This window comes from Streptomyces sp. NPDC021562 (genome assembly GCF_040640875.1).
Lineage (GTDB): Bacteria > Actinomycetota > Actinomycetes > Streptomycetales > Streptomycetaceae > Streptomyces.
On sequence record NZ_JBFACN010000003.1, the window covers coordinates 438,245 to 454,709 of the forward strand.

The following is a 16,465-nucleotide window of genomic DNA, read 5'->3' on the forward strand; positions in this document are numbered from 1 at the left end:
CATCGGCCGCCGACTTTGATCTCGGTCAGATCCGGGACTTCCTGCCCAGACGGGCAGCGCGCACCGCGTTCCCCCCCCGGACCCAGCTCTGACACCCGCACGCGGATCACGACGCCGCGTTGCCCACCCCCGTCGTAGAAGAATGGAAGGGCTTCCACGTACGCGGTGACATGAAGGGGCACGTGATGAATGAGGTCTCGCGGTCGGGACGGCCGACGCTCGACGAGGTGGCCGCGCTCGCCGAGGTCTCCCGCTCCGTCGCGTCCCGGGCACTCAACAACGCTCCGCATGTCAGCCGCGCCAAACGCGAGGCGGTGGAGCGGGCCGTACGGGAACTCGGATACGTGCCGAACCCCAAGGCCCGGGCGCTGGCCACGCGCCAGGCGGGAGCGGCGGCTCTCGTCATCTCGCAGCACGATCCCTCAGTGCTCGCGGACCCCTTCTTCGGACAGGTCATCGCCGGAGTCTCCAGTGTCCTCGAAGAGGCCGATCTGCATCTCATGCTCTGCCTGGCCGCCTCCGACCGGGGCCGCAAGCGGGTGAGGGACCTGCTGTGGTCCCGAGGCGTGGACGGCGTGATGATGATGGCGCTGCACGCCGACGACCCCCTGGCGCACCTGGCAGCGGAGACGGAGCTGCCGGTCGTCTTCGGCGGACGCCCCGGAGGCGCCGACCCGCGCTGGTACGTGGACATAGACAACGTCGCCGGCGCACGGCGCGCAACCGAGCATCTGCTCGCCGGCGGACGCACCGACATCGCCACCATCTGCGGGCCGCTGGACACGGAGGTGGGCCGTGCACGCTACCAGGGATACCGGGAAGCCCTACTGCTCGCCGGGAGGAGGCCGCACGCCCCCGAGGCCGGGGACTTCAACGAGCCCAGCGGGGCCGCGGCCATGGCCAGGCTGCTCGAGAGACATCCCGCCGTGGACGGGGTGTTCGCAGCGAACGACAACATGGCGGCGGGGGCCCTGCGTGCGCTGCGCGCAGGCGGCCGCTCGGTTCCGCAGGACGTCGCCGTCGTGGGCTTCGACGATCTCCCTGTGGCGGGGATCGTGCACCCGCCGCTGACCACCGTTCACCAGCCGATCCGTGCCCTGGGACGGGAGATGGCCCGCATGCTGGTCGGTGTCATCGAGGGCGCGGACCCCACTCCCCTGCTGCTGCCGGCTCATCTGGTGGTGCGGTCCAGCGCCTGACCGTGCGGACCAGCCGCGGGATCCCGCACGGGCGGCGGCCGTCCCGGAGGACGACCGCCGGTCAGGTCACGGGTAGTACGGCGTGTAGGTGATCGAGGAGACCTTCAGGTAGCGGGCGCCGTCCGCCGTTGCCCAGGTCGAGTTGTCCGGATTGCCGGGCCAGTCGCCTCCCACCGCCGTATCGACGATGAAGTGCATGCCGGTGCCGGCCGGCGTGGTGTAGCGCTTCGAGCCCGTGATGGTGCCGTCCACCGCGAAGTCGACGTGGTCGGGCCACCACGTGAACGAATACGTGTGAAACGCGTTCGTCCACCCCGAGGAGTTGCTCTTCGAGTACTGGGTCTGCGCGTTGTTCTGGTCGTGCAGTGTCTGGTACACGGTGCGGTTGTTCTGGCCGACGATCTCGGCGGCGTCGAACTCGGGCAGCCACGGGTTCAGGTAGGCCGCCCACACCGCCGGGAGCAGCCCGCGTCCGTCGGGCATGTTCGCGGTGAAGCTGTAGGTGCCGTAGCCGTAGAGCGCCTTCGACTCCACGCGACCCGAGTAGTAGGTCCCGTTGGCGGCCTTGTATGTCTTGATCATCAGGGTGCCGCCGTCGTACCAGACGCAGTTCGGCGTGTACGTCTCCAGCTCGTTGTTGGCGGTCCACCTCCCGTTGATGACGTTCCACGAGTTGACGGTCTGGGGACTCCCCCAGGAACTGGCATGCGCCGGGTGAGCGGAGAAGGGCAGCAGCAGGCACGCCGCCACCAACGTGACCGCGCTGCGGACCGACGTGAAGAGACCAGCTGGCATGGTGAGCTCCGTTGCTCGGCGTGGAGGCGTTTTGGAAGCGCTTCCAGTGGAGGTGGCACTTCGCTCCGACGACGGTGAACATGACAGTGCCGTAACCTCCTGTCAATAGCTCCGACTTCAACTGTTGAACAAGAACGGGCCGATCGCTTCGGTGAGTGAGCTCGATTGAACTGAAGACAGTGCTGATCCGGACGTCGCGGGTCTCCGAGTTCAGTGTGTGAATGCAGAGGGCGAGATGAGGCGACGGCACGTCTTCGTTCCACATTCAGCCGTGTACATCACCCACTTCAGTCTTGACACGGGCCCTGGTGCACTCAATCATCACCAATCTGGAAGCGCTCCCAATGGTGCGCCGCATGGCGGAGAGCCTTGATTCGAGGCTCCGTCGGTGCGGTCGCCCGGCACACCCACACCCACGTACTGGAAGGGAGACTCCCCCCCATGATCAATGGCAGAGCGCTCCGCCGACTGGCCCTTGCGGCCTGTGCGGCGGCTCTCGTGGTGACGGGCCTCGCCCCCGGCGCCCAGGCCGCCCCCGGCGCCCAGGCCGCCCCCGGCGCCCAGGCCGCCCCCGGCGCCCAGGCCGCCCCCGGACCAGCACCGAGCCGAACACTGGGCGGCGGCACACGCTTCTACGTCGATCCACGCAGCGAAGCCGCTCACCAGGCCCTCTCCGACCTGCGGGCCGGCCGTCTGACCGACGCGCGCAACATGGCCGAACTCGCCAGCTGGCCGGAGGCGGTCTGGCTGACCGAGGGGACCCCCCAGCAGGTCGGCGATCGCGTCCGAGGCATAGTCAGGGCCGCGAAGGCGACCCGTTCCGTCCCGCTGCTGGTCCTGTACAACGTTCCTGGTCGCGACTGCGGCTCCTATTCGGCCGGCGGCGCGGCCGACTCGGCCGCCTACGACGCCTGGGTGAAGGCTGTCGCCAGAGCCATCGGCACCTACAAGGCAGTCGTCATCGTCGAACCGGACTCACTCGCGCTGCTCCCCAAGGACTGCGGCCCGGACGCCGACCCGACAGGTTCGCTCACCACCGCCCGGATCGCCGAGGTCAGATCGGCCGTGGGCACCCTGGAAGCCGACCCGGCGACCTCCGTCTACCTTGACGCCGGCAACAGCAAATGGCAGGCCGTCGGCGAGATCACCGGCCGGCTGATCGACGCGGGCCTGCAACAGGCGCAGGGATTCGCCCTCAACATCTCGAACTACCAGCCGACCGACCAGCTCAACCGCTATGGCACATGGGTGTCCAAATGCGTCTGGTACGCCACCGAATCCCATGACCCCGCCGGGCTGGCCGACCAGTGTGCCAGCCAGTACTACTCCTCGGCTGCCCCCAACGACGGGCTCCCGGGCGACGCGGTCGAGTCCGACGACCCTTCGACCTGGCACTGGACCGACGCCTGGTACGACAGCAACGTCGGCACACCCTCTACCGACCGGCTCACCCACTACGTCCTGGACACCAGCCGAAACGGACGGGGTGCGTGGACCGCCCCGCCGGGCAAGTACACCGACGACGAATCCTGGTGCAACGCCCCGGGCCGTGGAGTCGGCAACCGCCCCACGACGCGGACCGGCGTCCCCTTGGCCGACGCGTACCTGTACGTGAAGACCATCGGCCAGTCCGACGGCACCTGCCACCGCGGCACGGCCGGACCGGGAGACCCCGAGTACGGCGGCGTCGAGGATCCGCCCGCCGGTGCCTGGTGGCCGGACTTCGCCCACACCCTCGCCGCCAACGCCAACCCTCCGCTGACCTTCAACCACGCCCACTGATCACACCCGGGCATTCACAAGGAGGCCCTGCGTGGCTGGGTCCGCCAAGCCGAGGCGGACACCGGTGAACGCGACGACCGGCTGACCACCGTCTGTAGCCGCGGCCCTGATCGGCTGTTGCCGACTCAGCGCATGACCCAGCTCACCGCGGGGTGCACGCTTGGCAGCCCCCACGGTTCCAGCGCGCCACTGACCAGGTCAGCCAAGAACTGGACCGCCCCGCCCGCGTAGTGCCACCACCCGCCGTTACGGGAGGCGACGGTGACCATCCAGTCCCGGGGATCGGCCGGGCCCGTCTTCCAAAGGAAGATGTCGCCTTCGTTGGAAGCAGCCCAAGGCAGCAGACCACCTGCGGCCGGATACGGCTGGAGCGGGACGGCCAGGTCGGCTTCAGCGCACCACTCGGCGACGATCTCCAGCTCCTCGCGAGTGCCCTGCACCCACGCCGCCTCCGTGCCAGGCTGCGGTCCGCCGAGGAGCAGGAAGTCGTCCAGCGCGAACGCCGGCAAGAGCTCGCAGAGCAACTTGTAGTCGTCCGGCAGGCCTACGCCAAGATCTGCCTGGACCATCAGCCAGTTGATGTCTGCAGGGGCTGAGCGACGGTGGCCCGCCAACTCGGGCACAGCCCGTTCCAGTGCCGCAACCGCTTCGACTGGCTCGTACAGGCGAAGGCGCGGCACCTGGGTGCCGATGAGATCGTCCACGAGCACAGCCTGCCAGACCACATCCTGCCGGGGGCAATCCTGACCTGCGATTTTACCGCTGCGTAGTTCAGCGGGCTCATTTGCTGCAACCGCAAGCGAACCAATAATTCAGGACACCAGGGAGCAAGCGATACAGCAAGCCGGCTCGATCACAGCTCAGCATCAGCCCGTACTTGATGCTGCCTGACCAAATGCTGTGTGCCACCGCCCTGCCGGACACAGGGGTCGGCCACGGTCAACAGAGGGGGGAGCGGGCGCATCCTCTCTCAGTTCACGGTGAAGGAGTAGTAGTAGGGCGCGAGTTCTATGCCGGAGCGGGTGGTCGCGTAGACCGTGAGGTCGTAGGCGCCGTTTGAGGTCGGCGTCCAGTCGACGCTCGCGGTGTGGTGGGCGCCCGCCGCGACCGTGACCTCCGGGTCTCCGTTGAAGGAGTACGTGTAGCTCACGACGCCCTTCACCTTCGGCGTGAACGTGAAGGTGCCCGGGACGCCCGCCCCGCCGCCCGAGCCGTTCTCGGGGTAGGCGTCCGAAGCCACGGTGGGAGTGGTGTCGTAGCTGATGCTCCACGAGGCGGCGTCGCTGACCCAGCCGTTCGCGCTCTTGCTGGTCACCCAGAGACTTTCGCCGTAGAGACCGTCCAGCGCGAGCTTCACCTTCGCCGTGCCGTCCGCCGCCGCCGCGACGTCGACGGTCTTGTCGCTCTGACCGCCGATGGTCCGCACGGAGTAACTGACGACCGGACTCGTCTGCTGGAGAGCTGAGTTGGGCCGGATCGTGAACGTGGTCGGCTTGCCGAACTCGGGTGACGGGACGGCCGGAGTGGCGGTGGGAGCCGTGGAGCTGACGTAGAACCTGTAGCTGGTGATGTCCGACGGGCTGTAGGCCCGGTCCAGGCTTCGCACCCACAGGGTCATCGGACCGGCGGAGCCGCTCGGCGGGACCAGGCTGAGCGTGGCCGAACCGCCGAGTGTGTCGGCGCGCGTGAAGTGTTCCGGGTCCGAGTACGGGTCGAGGGGCTGCGGTATGCCGTGGTCGCCGATGGTCGTGGTGATGACCGGGAGGTCCTGCTGCCAGGAGTACTCGAACCCGGTGACATCGTCGACGCCATTGGCACTCAGCGTGAACTTGACCGGCTCACCGCCCTGGTTCCACTTGTCCGGCGGGTAGTTCGGCGAGGAGACGGTAGGGGCGTTCGCCGGGCGGCTGTTGTCGGTCGTGACATAACAGGGGGCCGACCAGTCGGAGGCCGTGCCCCCGGCCACTGTCTGCGCCCGCCACGCGTAGATCTGCCCCTCGGCGAGCGACCCCGCGGGCAGGACGCCACTGGCCTCGAAACCAGGTGTGGCGTGGTCGCGGGTGAACGTCGTGGTCTGCGCCGGGTCGGTGATCGGCCAGACCTGATACTCCACGCTGACCTGGGAGTTGTCGCTGGCGTCGGTGCTCCCGGGAATGCCCTCGACGATGAGATTGCCTCCGCCCCAGATGTACGTGGGCTGGTCCGCGTCGGTCGAGCAGCTCTGGTAGTTGGTGAACAGCTGAGTGGGCGTGGTGGGTGTCCCGCCGACCGCGCTCGCCGGTGACGCGGCGGCGGTCAGTGCCAGTCCGAGGGTTCCCAGAGAAGCGAGGACGGTACGCAATCGCACGCCGAAGAACATGGTCAAGTGGTCCCTCCCGTTTGGGTGCCCGCGCACGATGCCGTGATGCACACAGGTGTTCGGGCGGCGAGGGGATCGTATGGGATGGCGCAGGCCGACGCCTGAGAATTAAGGGAGTTGAGCGACCGCGCGGGAGTTGCCGGCCGGACAGAGCGCGCGCCGTCGGTGCGGCCTTTGCCGATGGCTCCCACCACGCGTGCCACTGCCGTGAGGCGACCGACGTGTGGGCGAGTGGTCCAGCCACGGCTGCGGAGGACCGGTGCCAGGACGGCGACCGTCAAGGGAAAAGGCGGCCAGAGCAGCCGTCGAACCCGCGCCCTGGACCGCGACATCCTGCGCGGCTCCCCTTTACGGAGCCGTCTGAACAGCACCGAAGATCAAGCGCCAGGACCAGGAAGCCGAACACGGCCGAGGCCTGGGCTTGGCCAGCGCGATCGCCCATCGCGTCGTCGTCCACGAGAGCGACGGAGGCTACACAGTCACCGCCGAGCTGTTCGCCATTGCACTCCGCACCATCTCACTAGCGCTCCACTCCGACGCGTCCCAGGAAGCGTGGGAATGGCTGTACTACGGCCGCATAGCCACGAGGAAAGCTCTCCTGCACGCCGAGCCCTGCACGGTGGCATCCCGCCAAGCGCCTGCCGCAGCCGAGGCGTGTCCGGATCGAACTCCTGAAGCGGTGCTCAGCTCCCGCCGTGCAGAGCACTACTGATCTCCAGGAGGCGCCCCTCGGACAGAGAGAAGGCGTTGCTTGGGTTTCGGTAGGAGTGCACACCGTAGTTGATCCAGACCCCGCCTGCCGACCTCCACCGAGCGGGAGCCCATTGGCCCTGGTTCTCAAGGAGCATCCTTGCCACCTCGGCGGGCTCTTCGATCAGGGTCAGAGCCGCGAGCGCAGGGGTGAGGGCCGCGGCTGCATCGTCGGGAAGCAGCGCGTCGCCGAGTGTGGGGAAGAGCAGCAAGAGACGGGCGTCAGCATCACCAGTGCCTTCTGTTGCCGACTGCCGAGCAACGGACAGCAGTTCCGGCCAGGCCATGCCGGGCCCCATGAAGTCGACCGGCAACCCGGCCATGCCCACGATCGCTCTCTCGCACTGAGGCCCATGGACTCAACCGCGGTACGGCCGAAGGCTCTCCGCTCACTTCATGAACGCAATCACCAGCGGGTCCGACTCTGGCGCGATGTAGTCGTATGTAGGGGAGTCGACGTGGCGATGATCGCTTGCATCCGCCTCGGAGGCGAAGCCCTCGATGTTGTCGGCGAGGAGGTCGAGAGCTTCCGCGCTCCCTGGATCCTCAGGATCTGGGCTTCCGTGACAATCGAAACGGTCGCCCGCTCTGGATCCTCCTGGAACGCGATCTCGGACAGCGACCTCTCGTAGGGAAAGGGGCGCCGGTCCTCCGAGAGATCACAGCTTCCGGCCTTCCCCCGCAGCAACTGCCCGAACGCCAGCAGCCCTTGACGCGTCCCAGAGAGCTCGAGCTCTCTGGTTTCCCCGCTGTACAGAACCTGCAACATCCCATCCCCTCCCACCTGCCGATCGTACCGATCACCAAGACGGGATCGTCCTGCCAACCCTCCGGCCTCGGTCGGCTCTACGGCAGATCTCAAACGCGGTCTAAGAACTCCTAACGGAATGACTGCGTAGCAGGCGCTCGAAGCTTGCCGGGACGCAGGCGGCCACTTACTCCACGCGCAACCAATCGGTTGCGTGTGCACCTTCGGATGTGCAACCTTTGGGTAGCGCATCCGGATGAGATGAGGTTGCAGTGATCCCCAACACGATCGAACGCGCCATCCTGATCAATGCCTCCAGAGAACGGGTCTGGTCCGTGCTGAGCGAGCCCGCTTTCCTCGGCCGCTGGTTCGGCAATGGAGAGCCGGTCAAGATCGACCTGCGCCCCGGCGGCCTCCTGGTCTTCGACCACGGCATCCACGGCGCCATTCCCGCTCGGATCCAGACAGTCGAACCTCCGCGCCTCCTGTCCTGGCGGTGGTCTCAAGGCGCCGCAGGCGAGGAACCGGACGGCTCCAACGCCACCCTGGTCGAGTTCACCCTGACCGAAGACGACTCCACGGAAGGCACCTGGCTCACCATGATCGAAAGCGGCTTCGCGCACCTCGGACTGCTCACCGAGGAGGCCACCGACCGGCACCGCGCCAACAGCCAGAACTGGCCCGGCAAGCTCGACCAACTGCGCGCGGACTGCGAACAGAGCACGGCATGACCCGCACCACCGAGGGCGAACGGGCCCCCGATGAGGTCCTGGTGGCCCTGGCCGACCCGATCCGCCGAGAGGTCCTGACCGTCCTTGCCCGCGAAGGCGGCGCGACCTCGACGTCCCTGGCGGCAAGCCTCCCCATCACCCGCCAGGCGGTGGCCAAACACCTGGCCGTCCTCGACCGCGCCGGACTGGTTCGCGCACACCGGGCCGGACGCGAGGTCCGCTACGAAGCCGACCTGCAACCACTGAGGCGGACGACGCGGTGGATGGACACCCTCACCGCCCAGTGGGAACACCGCCTCAACGCGATCAAGGATCTGGCGGAGGGGGCCACTGAGCCATGAACCCCCGCCGCACCGCCTCAAAGGCCCATCACAGTGCGGAGTCTTCTCCAGGTCACGTCCGCTGGAGTGGTGTATCGACGGCCACTCGGTGATCTCGTTTTGAGGCTATGCGGTGAGTTCGGTGGGCAGGGTGGTCTCGTCGGTTTCTGACTCGATCGGGTGGAGGCGGGCCTTGGCCAGCAGGTCGAGTCCCGTGTAGCGGCGGGCCTCGGTCCATTCGTCGTTCTGCTCGGCCAGCGCGGCGCCGACCAGGCGGATCAGCGCGGTGCGGTCGGGGAAGATGCCGACGTGCTGCAGGCCGTCTCAGGATTATCCGGGCGGGAGCACAGACGACACCCATCGCCGTGCTCGAACGTTTGTCTGGGGAACCTCATGCTGCTGATGGGGAATTACGTGGAGTTCCACACGTGCGCGTTCGAGCGCCGAGGAGGACCGCCGCGGCCGCGTTGTCAGAGGGCGATGGGCATCGCCGAAGGCGACCTGTGCGTGCGGACCGCGTACGAGTTCCTCGCCAACGGCAGACCCGTGCAGCTCTCTACGAGTTGGGAGCCCTACGACCTCACTGCCGGCACCCTCGTCGTCCTCCCTGAGGGAGGCCCCCACGCCGGGACGGGCGTCGTGAACCGCATGGCTGCCATCGGGGTCACCGTCAGCCATGCCGTGGAACAGCCCGAGCCCCGGCAGGCGACCGCCGAGGAGGCATCGCTCCTGGGTATTCAGAAGGCCGCTCTCGTCACCCACATCCGGCGGACCTACTACAGCGATCAAGGGCGGCCTGTGGAGACGGCGGACATCGTGGTGCCCGCGGCTCACTGCGAAATCGTGTACGAGATCCAGATCAACCGTTAGCCGGCGCCCTCGGCGTCGAGCCAAGCGGAGAGCGCGGAGAAGTCGGCGTCCATGAGCCCTTTGGTCGGGTCGACGCGATGAAGCAGCGACGCCCCGGGGTGTTGCGCAGAGACCCAGACACGGTCCATGGCGCTGATTTCGTCGTCGACCCAGATGAACGGCCGGCTGTCGGCCCACTCGACCAAAGGACGGGTCTTCCAGTGCAGGCCGCGGGGCTCATCGTCGCTCCCGGAGTCCGGCCACTCCACCACGCGGAGCTTCGGCAGTCCGAGGCGTGGTGCGACCGCCTCGTTCGCATCCTCCATCCATGTCGTGGCCCACACGAGATGGCATCCCAGGGCCAGGAGGCGCGGTCCGATTTCGGGATCAAGCCGATTGAGCAGCGGGTTCCCCTGATCGAGAGACGCTGAGGAGCCGGAAAAAGCGGCTCGCAGCGGACCACCCGATGAACCGAACGGGATCAGCGGACCGTCGACGTCGAGGAAGAGGATGGGGCGGTCCGCTGCGCTTGTCACAGCGGCACGATAGCTCCGGAGCGGTGAGAGGACTCTGCTTCCCGGGCCGTCCCTGGGCCGTCCAAGGCTCCCCGAGGCCGCTCGACAGCGACAGACAGCGGCAGACAGTGACGGCAGGTGATCGACGTCACCGGCGAACCCCCAGCTCACAGCCCCCGGAGCGAACGGGTTAACACCAGAGGCTGGACGTCAGGCAAGATGGGATGTATCTGCCCACTGCCAGATTTCAAGCTGCCGGACGGTTTCTCTTGGCTGAGTTCATTTACACCATGCGCAAGACGCGCAAGGCAATCGGCGACAAGGTGATCCTTGATGACGTCTCGCTGAACTTCCTGCCCGGCGCGAAGATCGGTGTGGTCGGCCCGAACGGTGCCGGCAAGTCCACCATTCTGAAGATCATGGCGGGGCTGGACCAGCCGTCCAACGGTGACGCGTACCTCTCCCCGGGCTACACCGTCGGCATCCTCCTCCAGGAGCCGCCCCTCAACGAGGAGAAGACCGTCCTGGAGAACGTCCAGGAGGGTGTCGCCGAGGTCAAGGGCAAGCTCGACCGGTTCAACGAGATCGCCGAGCTGATGGCGACCGACTACTCCGACGCGCTCCTCGACGAGATGGGCAAGCTCCAGGAGGAGCTGGACCACGCCAACGCCTGGGACCTCGACGCCCAGCTGGAGCAGGCCATGGACGCCCTCGGCTGCCCGCCCGGCGACTGGCCCGTCACCAACCTCTCGGGTGGTGAGCGGCGCCGCGTCGCCCTGTGCAAGCTGCTGCTCGAGGCCCCCGACCTGCTGCTCCTCGACGAGCCCACCAACCACCTCGACGCCGAGTCGGTGAACTGGCTGGAGCAGCACCTGGCCAAGTACGAGGGCACCATCGTGGCCGTCACCCACGACCGGTACTTCCTGGACAACGTGGCCGGCTGGATCTGCGAGGTCGACCGCGGCCGGCTGCACGGCTACGAGGGCAACTACTCCAAGTACCTGGAGACCAAGCAGGCGCGTCTCAAGGTCGAGGGCCAGAAGGACGCCAAGCGCGCCAAGCGGCTCAAGGAGGAGCTGGAGTGGGTGCGCTCCAACGCCAAGGGGCGCCAGGCCAAGTCCAAGGCCCGTCTCGCGCGGTACGAGGAGATGGCCGCCGAGGCCGACAAGATGCGGAAGCTGGACTTCGAGGAGATCCAGATCCCGCCGGGCCCGCGGCTCGGCAGCATCGTCGTCGAGGTCAACAACCTCACCAAGGGCTTCGGCGACAAGGTCCTGATCGATGACCTGAGCTTCACCCTGCCCCGTAACGGGATCGTCGGGGTCATCGGCCCCAACGGCGCCGGCAAGACCACGCTCTTCAAGATGATCCAGGGTCTGGAGACCCCGGACGCCGGCACCATCAAGGTCGGTGAGACCGTCAAGATCTCGTACGTCGACCAGAGCCGCGCCAACATCGACCCGAAGAAGACCCTGTGGGCGGTCGTCTCCGACGAGCTCGACTACATCAACGTGGGCCAGGTCGAGATGCCGAGCCGCGCCTACGTCTCCGCCTTCGGGTTCAAGGGCCCCGACCAGCAGAAGCCGGCCGGCGTGCTGTCCGGCGGTGAGCGCAACCGGCTGAACCTGGCCCTCACCCTGAAGCAGGGCGGCAACCTGCTGCTCCTCGACGAGCCGACCAACGACCTCGACGTCGAGACCCTCGGCAGCCTGGAGAACGCGCTGCTGGAGTTCCCGGGCGCGGCCGTGGTCGTCTCCCACGACCGGTGGTTCCTGGACCGGGTGGCCACCCACATCCTCGCCTACGAGGGCGACTCCAAGTGGTTCTGGTTCGAGGGCAACTTCGAGTCGTACGAGAAGAACAAGATCGAGCGGCTCGGTCCGGACGCCGCGCGTCCGCACCGTGCCACCTACAAGAAGCTGACCCGGGGCTGATCGGTCTTGCGCCACATCTACCGCTGCCCCCTGCGCTGGTCCGACATGGACGCGTACGGCCACGTCAACAACGCGGTCTTCGTCCGCTACCTGGAGGAGGCCCGCATCGACTGGCTGTTCCGGCCGGACAAGGAGTTCAAGCAGGGGTCGGTGGTGGCGCGCCACGAGATCGACTACAAGCGGCAGCTCGTCCACCGGCACCACCCGGTCGACATCGAGCTGTGGGTCACCGAGATCAGGGCCGCGTCCTTCACCGTCACCTACGAGGTGAAGGACGACGACCTGGTCTACGTCCGGGCCTCGACGGTGGTCGTGCCGTTCGACTTCGAGTCCGGACGGCCGCGCCGGCTCACCGCCGAGGAGCGTGACTTCCTCGCAGAGTACCGGGACGACGACAAGGAGGAGGCCGTCGCCGCATGACGGATCTCCACCTGGCCGACGACGGGGAGGCGGCCGACCTCGCGGCCTTCCTCTCCCGACTGCTGCGCTACGACCGTTCCGCCGCCGTCCGCCTCCAGGCGGCCGGCACCGCGCTCGCCGTCTTCGGCCGGCCGCCGTCCTTCGAGGTGCTGGCCGTCCGCGCGGTGCGCCTGGCCAAGCCGTACGAGGACGGTCTCGACGTCACCCTCGACGTGACCGTGTCCGCGGGGGAGCTGCTGGAGTCCGTGGACGAGCAGGCCGGTACGGCCGCCGTGCCCGGGGCCGTGACCGGACCGCCGTGGGCCGGTGTGCTGCCCCCGCGGGGCGGCTGGCAGCCCGAGCCCGGCCTGCCCGCGCCGCAGGCGCTGCGCGCCACCGTGGCCGCCGCGGTGCGTGAGTTCCGTTCCCGCACGGACGAGCTGGCGCCGGACGGCCGTACCCGTGACGCGCTGGACCGGATCGGCCGGGACATCTGGTCCCGGACCGTGGGTGCCACCGGGCTCCCGGTGCGGGCCGTGCACGCGGCCCAGTCGCTGGGCTTCCTGCGGCCCGCCGGCCCGGCCGACGAGGCGGTCCTGCTGTCGGCGGGGGCCTGGCTGCGGCTGCGGACGCCGTTCGGGTCGATCGCCGTGCGCCGCGCGGGACTCGGGTCGCTGGGCGTCAGCGTCCGCTGAGAGACTGTTCGTACGGGGAGCGGGTCAGTCCGGGGTGTTGATCATCGAGGCGGCCGCGTAGGTGAGGTAGTTCCAGAGCTGTTCCCGGTGCTCCTCGGCGAGCCCCAGCTCGTCCACCGCCACCCGCATGTGCCGCAGCCAGGCGTCGTGCGCCGCCCGGTCCACCGTGAACGGGACGTGCCGCATCCGCAGCCGGGGGTGACCGCGGTTGTCGCTGTACGTCGTGGGGCCGCCCCAGTACTGCATGAGGAACAGGGTGAGCCGCTCCTCGGCCGGACCCAGGTCCTCCTCCGGGTACATCGGCCGCAGCAGCTCGTCCTCGGCGACGCCCTCGTAGAAACGGTGGACCAGCCGGCGGAACGTCTCCTCCCCGCCGACCAGCTCGTAGAAGGTCTTCTCCTGAAGCGTGCCGCGCCGAATCTCTCTCACCCGTACATGGTCTCAGACGGGGTGACCCAGGACTCGAGGCTTAGGACCTGCCGGCCGCCGGGTGCCTAGGCTGGAGGCATGGGCCCCTACGACGCGCAGACCGAGGAGCTCGCCGCCGGCGCGCGGGCCGCGCTGGTGCGGGAGATCGACGCCGAGGGGGTCTGGGCGGCGCAGCCGGTGTGGCGGGCGGCCTTCGAGGCGGTGCCCCGGCACCTGTTCGTGCCGTACTACTACGTCGCAGGGGTGCGCGGGTACGAGCGCCGGTGGGGCGAGAGTCCCGATCCGGCGGCGCGGGAGCGGTGGGTGCGGGGCGCGTACGAGGACGTTCCGCTGGCCACCCGGCTGCGCGACGGTGAGCTGCTGTCCTCCAGCAGCCAGCCGTCGCTGATGGCGCGGATGCTGGTGGCGCTGCGGGTGGCCGACTGCGACCGGGTGCTGGAGATCGGCGCGGGCACCGGGTACAACGCGGCGCTGCTGGCCCACCGGCTGGGGGACGACGGCCTGGTCACGACCGTGGACGTGGAGCCGGAGATCGTCGAGTCGGCGCGGCGGCACCTGGCGTCGGCGGGGTACCGGCCGGCCGTCGTCACGGGGGACGGGGCGCGGGGGGTGCCGGAGCGGGCGCCGTACGAGCGGATCATCGCGACGTGCGCGCTGCCGGGGGTGCCGCGGGCCTGGGTCGGCCAGTGCGTGCCGGGGGCGCGGATCCTCTCCCCGGTGGCCACGGGGCTGCTGGCGCTGGCCGTGGAGGGCGCGGGGCGTGCCGAGGGGCGGTTCCTGGCCTCGGCGGCGTTCTTCGTGCCGTTGCGGGGGGTGGCGAGGGCGGCCGCGGCGGGGGATGCGGGCGGGGTGCCGACCTGGGCCCTCGGGGACGAGTCCTTCCAGTTCCTGGCGGAGCTGACCCGGGGGGTGCTCACGGCGAAGGAGGCCTACGGGGTGTGGGCGGCGGAGGGCAGGCCGGGGCGGGAGCGGTACGGGGTGACGGTGGAGGAGGGCGGCGAGTGGCTGTGGCTGGACGACCGGGAGGGGCCGTTCGTCTGGCCGCTCCCGGTCTGACGCCCACTGCGGGGCGCCGCGCTCAGCCCCGTCGGACGGTGATCGTCGTCCAGGCGCCCACGTGCACCCGGTCGCCGTCCTGGAGGGGCACCGGGACGAAGGGCTGGATCGGGTCCTCGCCGCCGTTCACCGTGGTGCCGTTCGTCGAGTTCTGGTCGACGACCGCCCAGCTGCCGTCCGGCTGCTGGACCAGGACCGCGTGCTGGTGCGAGACGCCCGGGTCCTCCGGCGGCACCGACAGGTCGATGTCGGGGGTGTCGCCGGTGGAGTGCCGACGGCGGCCGATGGTGACCTGGTTGCCGGTGAGGGTGCGCTGCTGCTCGGGGGAGTACGCGGGCAGGTTGAGGCCGGCCGCCTCGGGGCCCGAGCGCTGCATCATCGCCATGAAGTACTCGCGGTCCGGGCCGATCGTGGCCGTCCAGGTCGCCGGGCCCTGCGGGGCCTGCGGGAAGCCGGAGCCCGGGGCCTGGGCGGAACCGGGCTGCGGGTAGCCGTAGCCGCCGGGGCGGGCGCCGGGGGCGCCGGGTCCGCCGGACGGCGGGGAGATCACCCAGTCGTCGTCACCGCCGCCGAAGGACGGGCCGCCGGCCGGGGGCCGGGTGGTCTCCTGCGGGAAGCCGGGCGGGGCCGACTGTTGGAAGGTGCCGGGCGCGCCTGCGGCGGTCGCGCCGGGGCCGCCGGGCGGCGGCGGGACCGGCGGGCGGGACGGGTCGCCGCCGAAGGGGCCGGCCGCGGGGCCGCCGGGGTCGCGGGTGTAGGGGCCGGAGGCCTGACCGGTGCCGGGGGCGCCGCCGAACGCGGAGGAGCCGCCGCCGGGGTTCTGGCCCGGCCTGCCACCGAACGCCGAAGGCCCGCGCTCACCGCCGAAGGGCGGCGGCCCGGACTGGCCGCGGTCGCCGCCGAACTGCGGGGGGCCCGACTGGCCGCGCTCGCCCCCGAAGGCGGGGGAGCCGGACTGGCCGCGCTCGCCGCCGAAGGGGGGAGGGCCGGAGTTGCCGCGGTCCTCGCCGAAGGTCGGCGGCCCGGACTGGCCCCCTCGGTCGCCGCCGAACTGCGGGGGGCCCGACTGGCCGCGGTCGCCCCCGAAGGCGGGGGAGCCGGACTGGCCGCGCTCGCCGCCGAAGGGCGGGGGACCGGAGTTGCCGCGGTCCTCGCCGAAGGTCGGCGGACCGGACTGGCCGCGCTCGCCGCCGAACTGCGGGGGCCCGGACTGGCCGCGCTCGCCGCTGAACTGCGGGGGCCCGGACTGGCCGCGGTCGCCGCTGAACTGCGGGGGACCCGACTGGCCGCGGTCGCCGAACGCCGGCGGGCCGCCGCGCTCGCCCGCGAACGGCGTCGGGCCCGAGGGCTCGCTGCCGAAGGACGGGATCGGCTCGGCAGGCCGGTTCACCTGCGAGGGGCGCGAGCCCTGGTACTCGTACGAGTCGGTGTTGCCGCCGTACGACGGCGGGGCGGGCGGCCGGAAGGTGGGCGCGCCCTGGCCGGGGCCCGACGGGCGCGGCGCGGCCGGGGTGTACGACGTCGCCGTGTTGGTCAGGAAGTTCCAGCGGCACTCCTCGCAGAACGGCGCGCCCCCCTCACGGGGCGTACGGCACTGCGGGCACAGCTCCGCATCGGAGCCGTTCGGCACGGCGGAGAGGTGACGGCCGCCGGGGCCGCCCGCGGGCCCGCCGGCCGGGGCGCCCGGCGCGGGCGGCGGGAAGCCGTAGCCGCCGCCGGAGGTCGGCGGGGGCGGCGGAGGTACGGCACCGGCCATGCGGTGACCGCACACCTCGCACCAGTCGTCGGAACCCGACTGGTGTCCGTTCGGGCAGGTCGGCATGTCGGTGCTTCCCTCTCTGTCAGGTTCGTCCTGAGCCTGTCTGGGTGTCCTGCGCACACTGCTGGGTGTCCTGCGGACACCG

General features: G+C 69.8%; 17 protein-coding genes and 2 pseudogenes. 11 read left to right on the forward strand and 8 right to left on the reverse strand.

The window, feature by feature from the left end; translation table 11 throughout:
* The first annotated feature begins 185 nt into the window (after positions 1 to 185).
* Positions 186 to 1,199 (forward strand): LacI family DNA-binding transcriptional regulator, encoded by a 1,014-nt coding sequence (locus AB0G52_RS06665; RefSeq protein WP_361334315.1) that lies wholly within the window; start codon positions 186 to 188, stop codon positions 1,197 to 1,199.
* Between the two features lie 66 nt (positions 1,200 to 1,265).
* Here the strand turns inward: AB0G52_RS06665 and AB0G52_RS06670 are convergent, their stop codons facing one another.
* Positions 1,266 to 1,994 carry a glycoside hydrolase family 16 protein gene (locus tag AB0G52_RS06670; RefSeq protein WP_132886884.1) on the reverse strand — a complete coding sequence of 243 codons (729 nt, stop codon included), beginning with the start codon at positions 1,992 to 1,994 and terminating at the stop codon, positions 1,266 to 1,268.
* A gap of 441 nt (positions 1,995 to 2,435) precedes the next feature.
* On the opposite strand from AB0G52_RS06670, the gene AB0G52_RS06675 reads away from it, so the two are divergent.
* Entirely contained in the window at positions 2,436 to 3,776 is a 1,341-nt protein-coding gene (locus tag AB0G52_RS06675; RefSeq protein WP_361334318.1) for a glycoside hydrolase family 6 protein, read from the forward strand.
* Between the two features lie 125 nt (positions 3,777 to 3,901).
* Here the strand turns inward: AB0G52_RS06675 and AB0G52_RS06680 are convergent, their stop codons facing one another.
* Entirely contained in the window at positions 3,902 to 4,480 is a 579-nt protein-coding gene (locus tag AB0G52_RS06680) for an SMI1/KNR4 family protein (protein WP_132886882.1), read from the reverse strand.
* Positions 4,481 to 4,746: 266 nt separating this feature from the next.
* Positions 4,747 to 6,123: a hypothetical protein gene (locus AB0G52_RS06685; RefSeq protein ID WP_361334321.1), complete on the reverse strand. Its 1,377-nt coding sequence runs from the start codon at positions 6,121 to 6,123 to the stop codon at positions 4,747 to 4,749.
* 376 nt (positions 6,124 to 6,499) lie between these two features.
* Here AB0G52_RS06685 and AB0G52_RS06690 point away from each other — a divergent pair.
* Positions 6,500 to 6,631: pseudogene (locus AB0G52_RS06690) on the forward strand (ATP-binding protein); the annotation flags it as partial.
* Positions 6,632 to 6,818: 187 nt separating this feature from the next.
* Here the strand turns inward: AB0G52_RS06690 and AB0G52_RS06695 are convergent.
* Complete coding sequence (locus AB0G52_RS06695; protein ID WP_361334323.1) at positions 6,819 to 7,214, reverse strand: hypothetical protein; 396 nt, start codon at positions 7,212 to 7,214, stop codon at positions 6,819 to 6,821.
* Between the two features lie 129 nt (positions 7,215 to 7,343).
* Here AB0G52_RS06695 and AB0G52_RS06700 point away from each other — a divergent pair, with 129 nt between their 5' ends.
* From AB0G52_RS06700 to AB0G52_RS06710, 3 genes are all read left to right on the forward strand, one after another.
* Positions 7,344 to 7,517, forward strand: a complete 174-nt coding sequence (locus AB0G52_RS06700; protein ID WP_361334326.1) for a hypothetical protein — start codon at positions 7,344 to 7,346, stop codon at positions 7,515 to 7,517.
* A 388-nt stretch (positions 7,518 to 7,905) separates the two neighbouring features.
* Positions 7,906 to 8,364 carry an SRPBCC domain-containing protein gene (locus tag AB0G52_RS06705; RefSeq protein WP_361334329.1) on the forward strand — a complete coding sequence of 153 codons (459 nt, stop codon included), beginning with the start codon at positions 7,906 to 7,908 and terminating at the stop codon, positions 8,362 to 8,364.
* Positions 8,361 to 8,705 (forward strand): metalloregulator ArsR/SmtB family transcription factor, encoded by a 345-nt coding sequence (locus tag AB0G52_RS06710; protein WP_132886879.1) that lies wholly within the window; start codon positions 8,361 to 8,363, stop codon positions 8,703 to 8,705. Before AB0G52_RS06705 ends, AB0G52_RS06710 begins: the two co-directional genes overlap by 4 nt.
* Before the next feature lie 105 nt (positions 8,706 to 8,810).
* Here AB0G52_RS06710 and AB0G52_RS06715 read toward each other — a convergent pair.
* Positions 8,811 to 8,993, reverse strand: a pseudogene (locus AB0G52_RS06715) (IS256 family transposase); the annotation flags it as partial.
* Between the two features lie 93 nt (positions 8,994 to 9,086).
* On the opposite strand from AB0G52_RS06715, the gene AB0G52_RS06720 reads away from it, so the two are divergent.
* Positions 9,087 to 9,554, forward strand: a complete 468-nt coding sequence (locus tag AB0G52_RS06720; RefSeq protein WP_361334484.1) for a UTRA domain-containing protein — start codon at positions 9,087 to 9,089, stop codon at positions 9,552 to 9,554.
* Here AB0G52_RS06720 and AB0G52_RS06725 read toward each other — a convergent pair.
* Positions 9,551 to 10,069 (reverse strand): HAD domain-containing protein, encoded by a 519-nt coding sequence (locus AB0G52_RS06725; RefSeq protein ID WP_361334333.1) that lies wholly within the window; start codon positions 10,067 to 10,069, stop codon positions 9,551 to 9,553. The genes AB0G52_RS06720 and AB0G52_RS06725 overlap by 4 nt on opposite strands.
* Before the next feature lie 248 nt (positions 10,070 to 10,317).
* Here AB0G52_RS06725 and ettA point away from each other — a divergent pair, with 248 nt between their 5' ends.
* From ettA to AB0G52_RS06740, 3 genes are read left to right on the forward strand one after another with little or no spacing between them, the layout of a single operon-like run.
* Positions 10,318 to 11,982, forward strand: a complete 1,665-nt coding sequence (gene ettA / locus AB0G52_RS06730; RefSeq protein ID WP_132886877.1) for an energy-dependent translational throttle protein EttA — start codon at positions 10,318 to 10,320, stop codon at positions 11,980 to 11,982.
* A gap of 6 nt (positions 11,983 to 11,988) precedes the next feature.
* Positions 11,989 to 12,402, forward strand: coding sequence for a thioesterase family protein (locus AB0G52_RS06735; protein ID WP_132886876.1), 414 nt, complete (start codon positions 11,989 to 11,991; stop codon positions 12,400 to 12,402).
* On the forward strand, positions 12,399 to 13,076 hold the full coding sequence (locus AB0G52_RS06740; protein ID WP_132886875.1) for a hypothetical protein: 678 nt from the start codon (positions 12,399 to 12,401) through the stop codon (positions 13,074 to 13,076). Before AB0G52_RS06735 ends, AB0G52_RS06740 begins: the two co-directional genes overlap by 4 nt.
* Before the next feature lie 24 nt (positions 13,077 to 13,100).
* On the opposite strand, the gene AB0G52_RS06745 is transcribed toward AB0G52_RS06740, so the two are convergent.
* The gene (locus AB0G52_RS06745) at positions 13,101 to 13,505 is read right to left on the reverse strand and encodes a globin (RefSeq protein ID WP_132886874.1); all 405 of its coding nucleotides are present in this window, start codon (positions 13,503 to 13,505) and stop codon (positions 13,101 to 13,103) included.
* 78 nt (positions 13,506 to 13,583) lie between these two features.
* Here AB0G52_RS06745 and AB0G52_RS06750 point away from each other — a divergent pair, with 78 nt between their 5' ends.
* A complete protein-coding gene (locus tag AB0G52_RS06750) occupies positions 13,584 to 14,561 on the forward strand; it encodes a methyltransferase domain-containing protein (RefSeq protein ID WP_132886873.1) in 978 nt (325 codons plus the stop codon).
* A gap of 22 nt (positions 14,562 to 14,583) precedes the next feature.
* Here AB0G52_RS06750 and AB0G52_RS06755 read toward each other — a convergent pair whose 3' ends face one another.
* Positions 14,584 to 16,383, reverse strand: a complete 1,800-nt coding sequence (locus AB0G52_RS06755; RefSeq protein ID WP_361334339.1) for an FHA domain-containing protein — start codon at positions 16,381 to 16,383, stop codon at positions 14,584 to 14,586.
* Positions 16,384 to 16,465 lie beyond the last annotated feature (82 nt).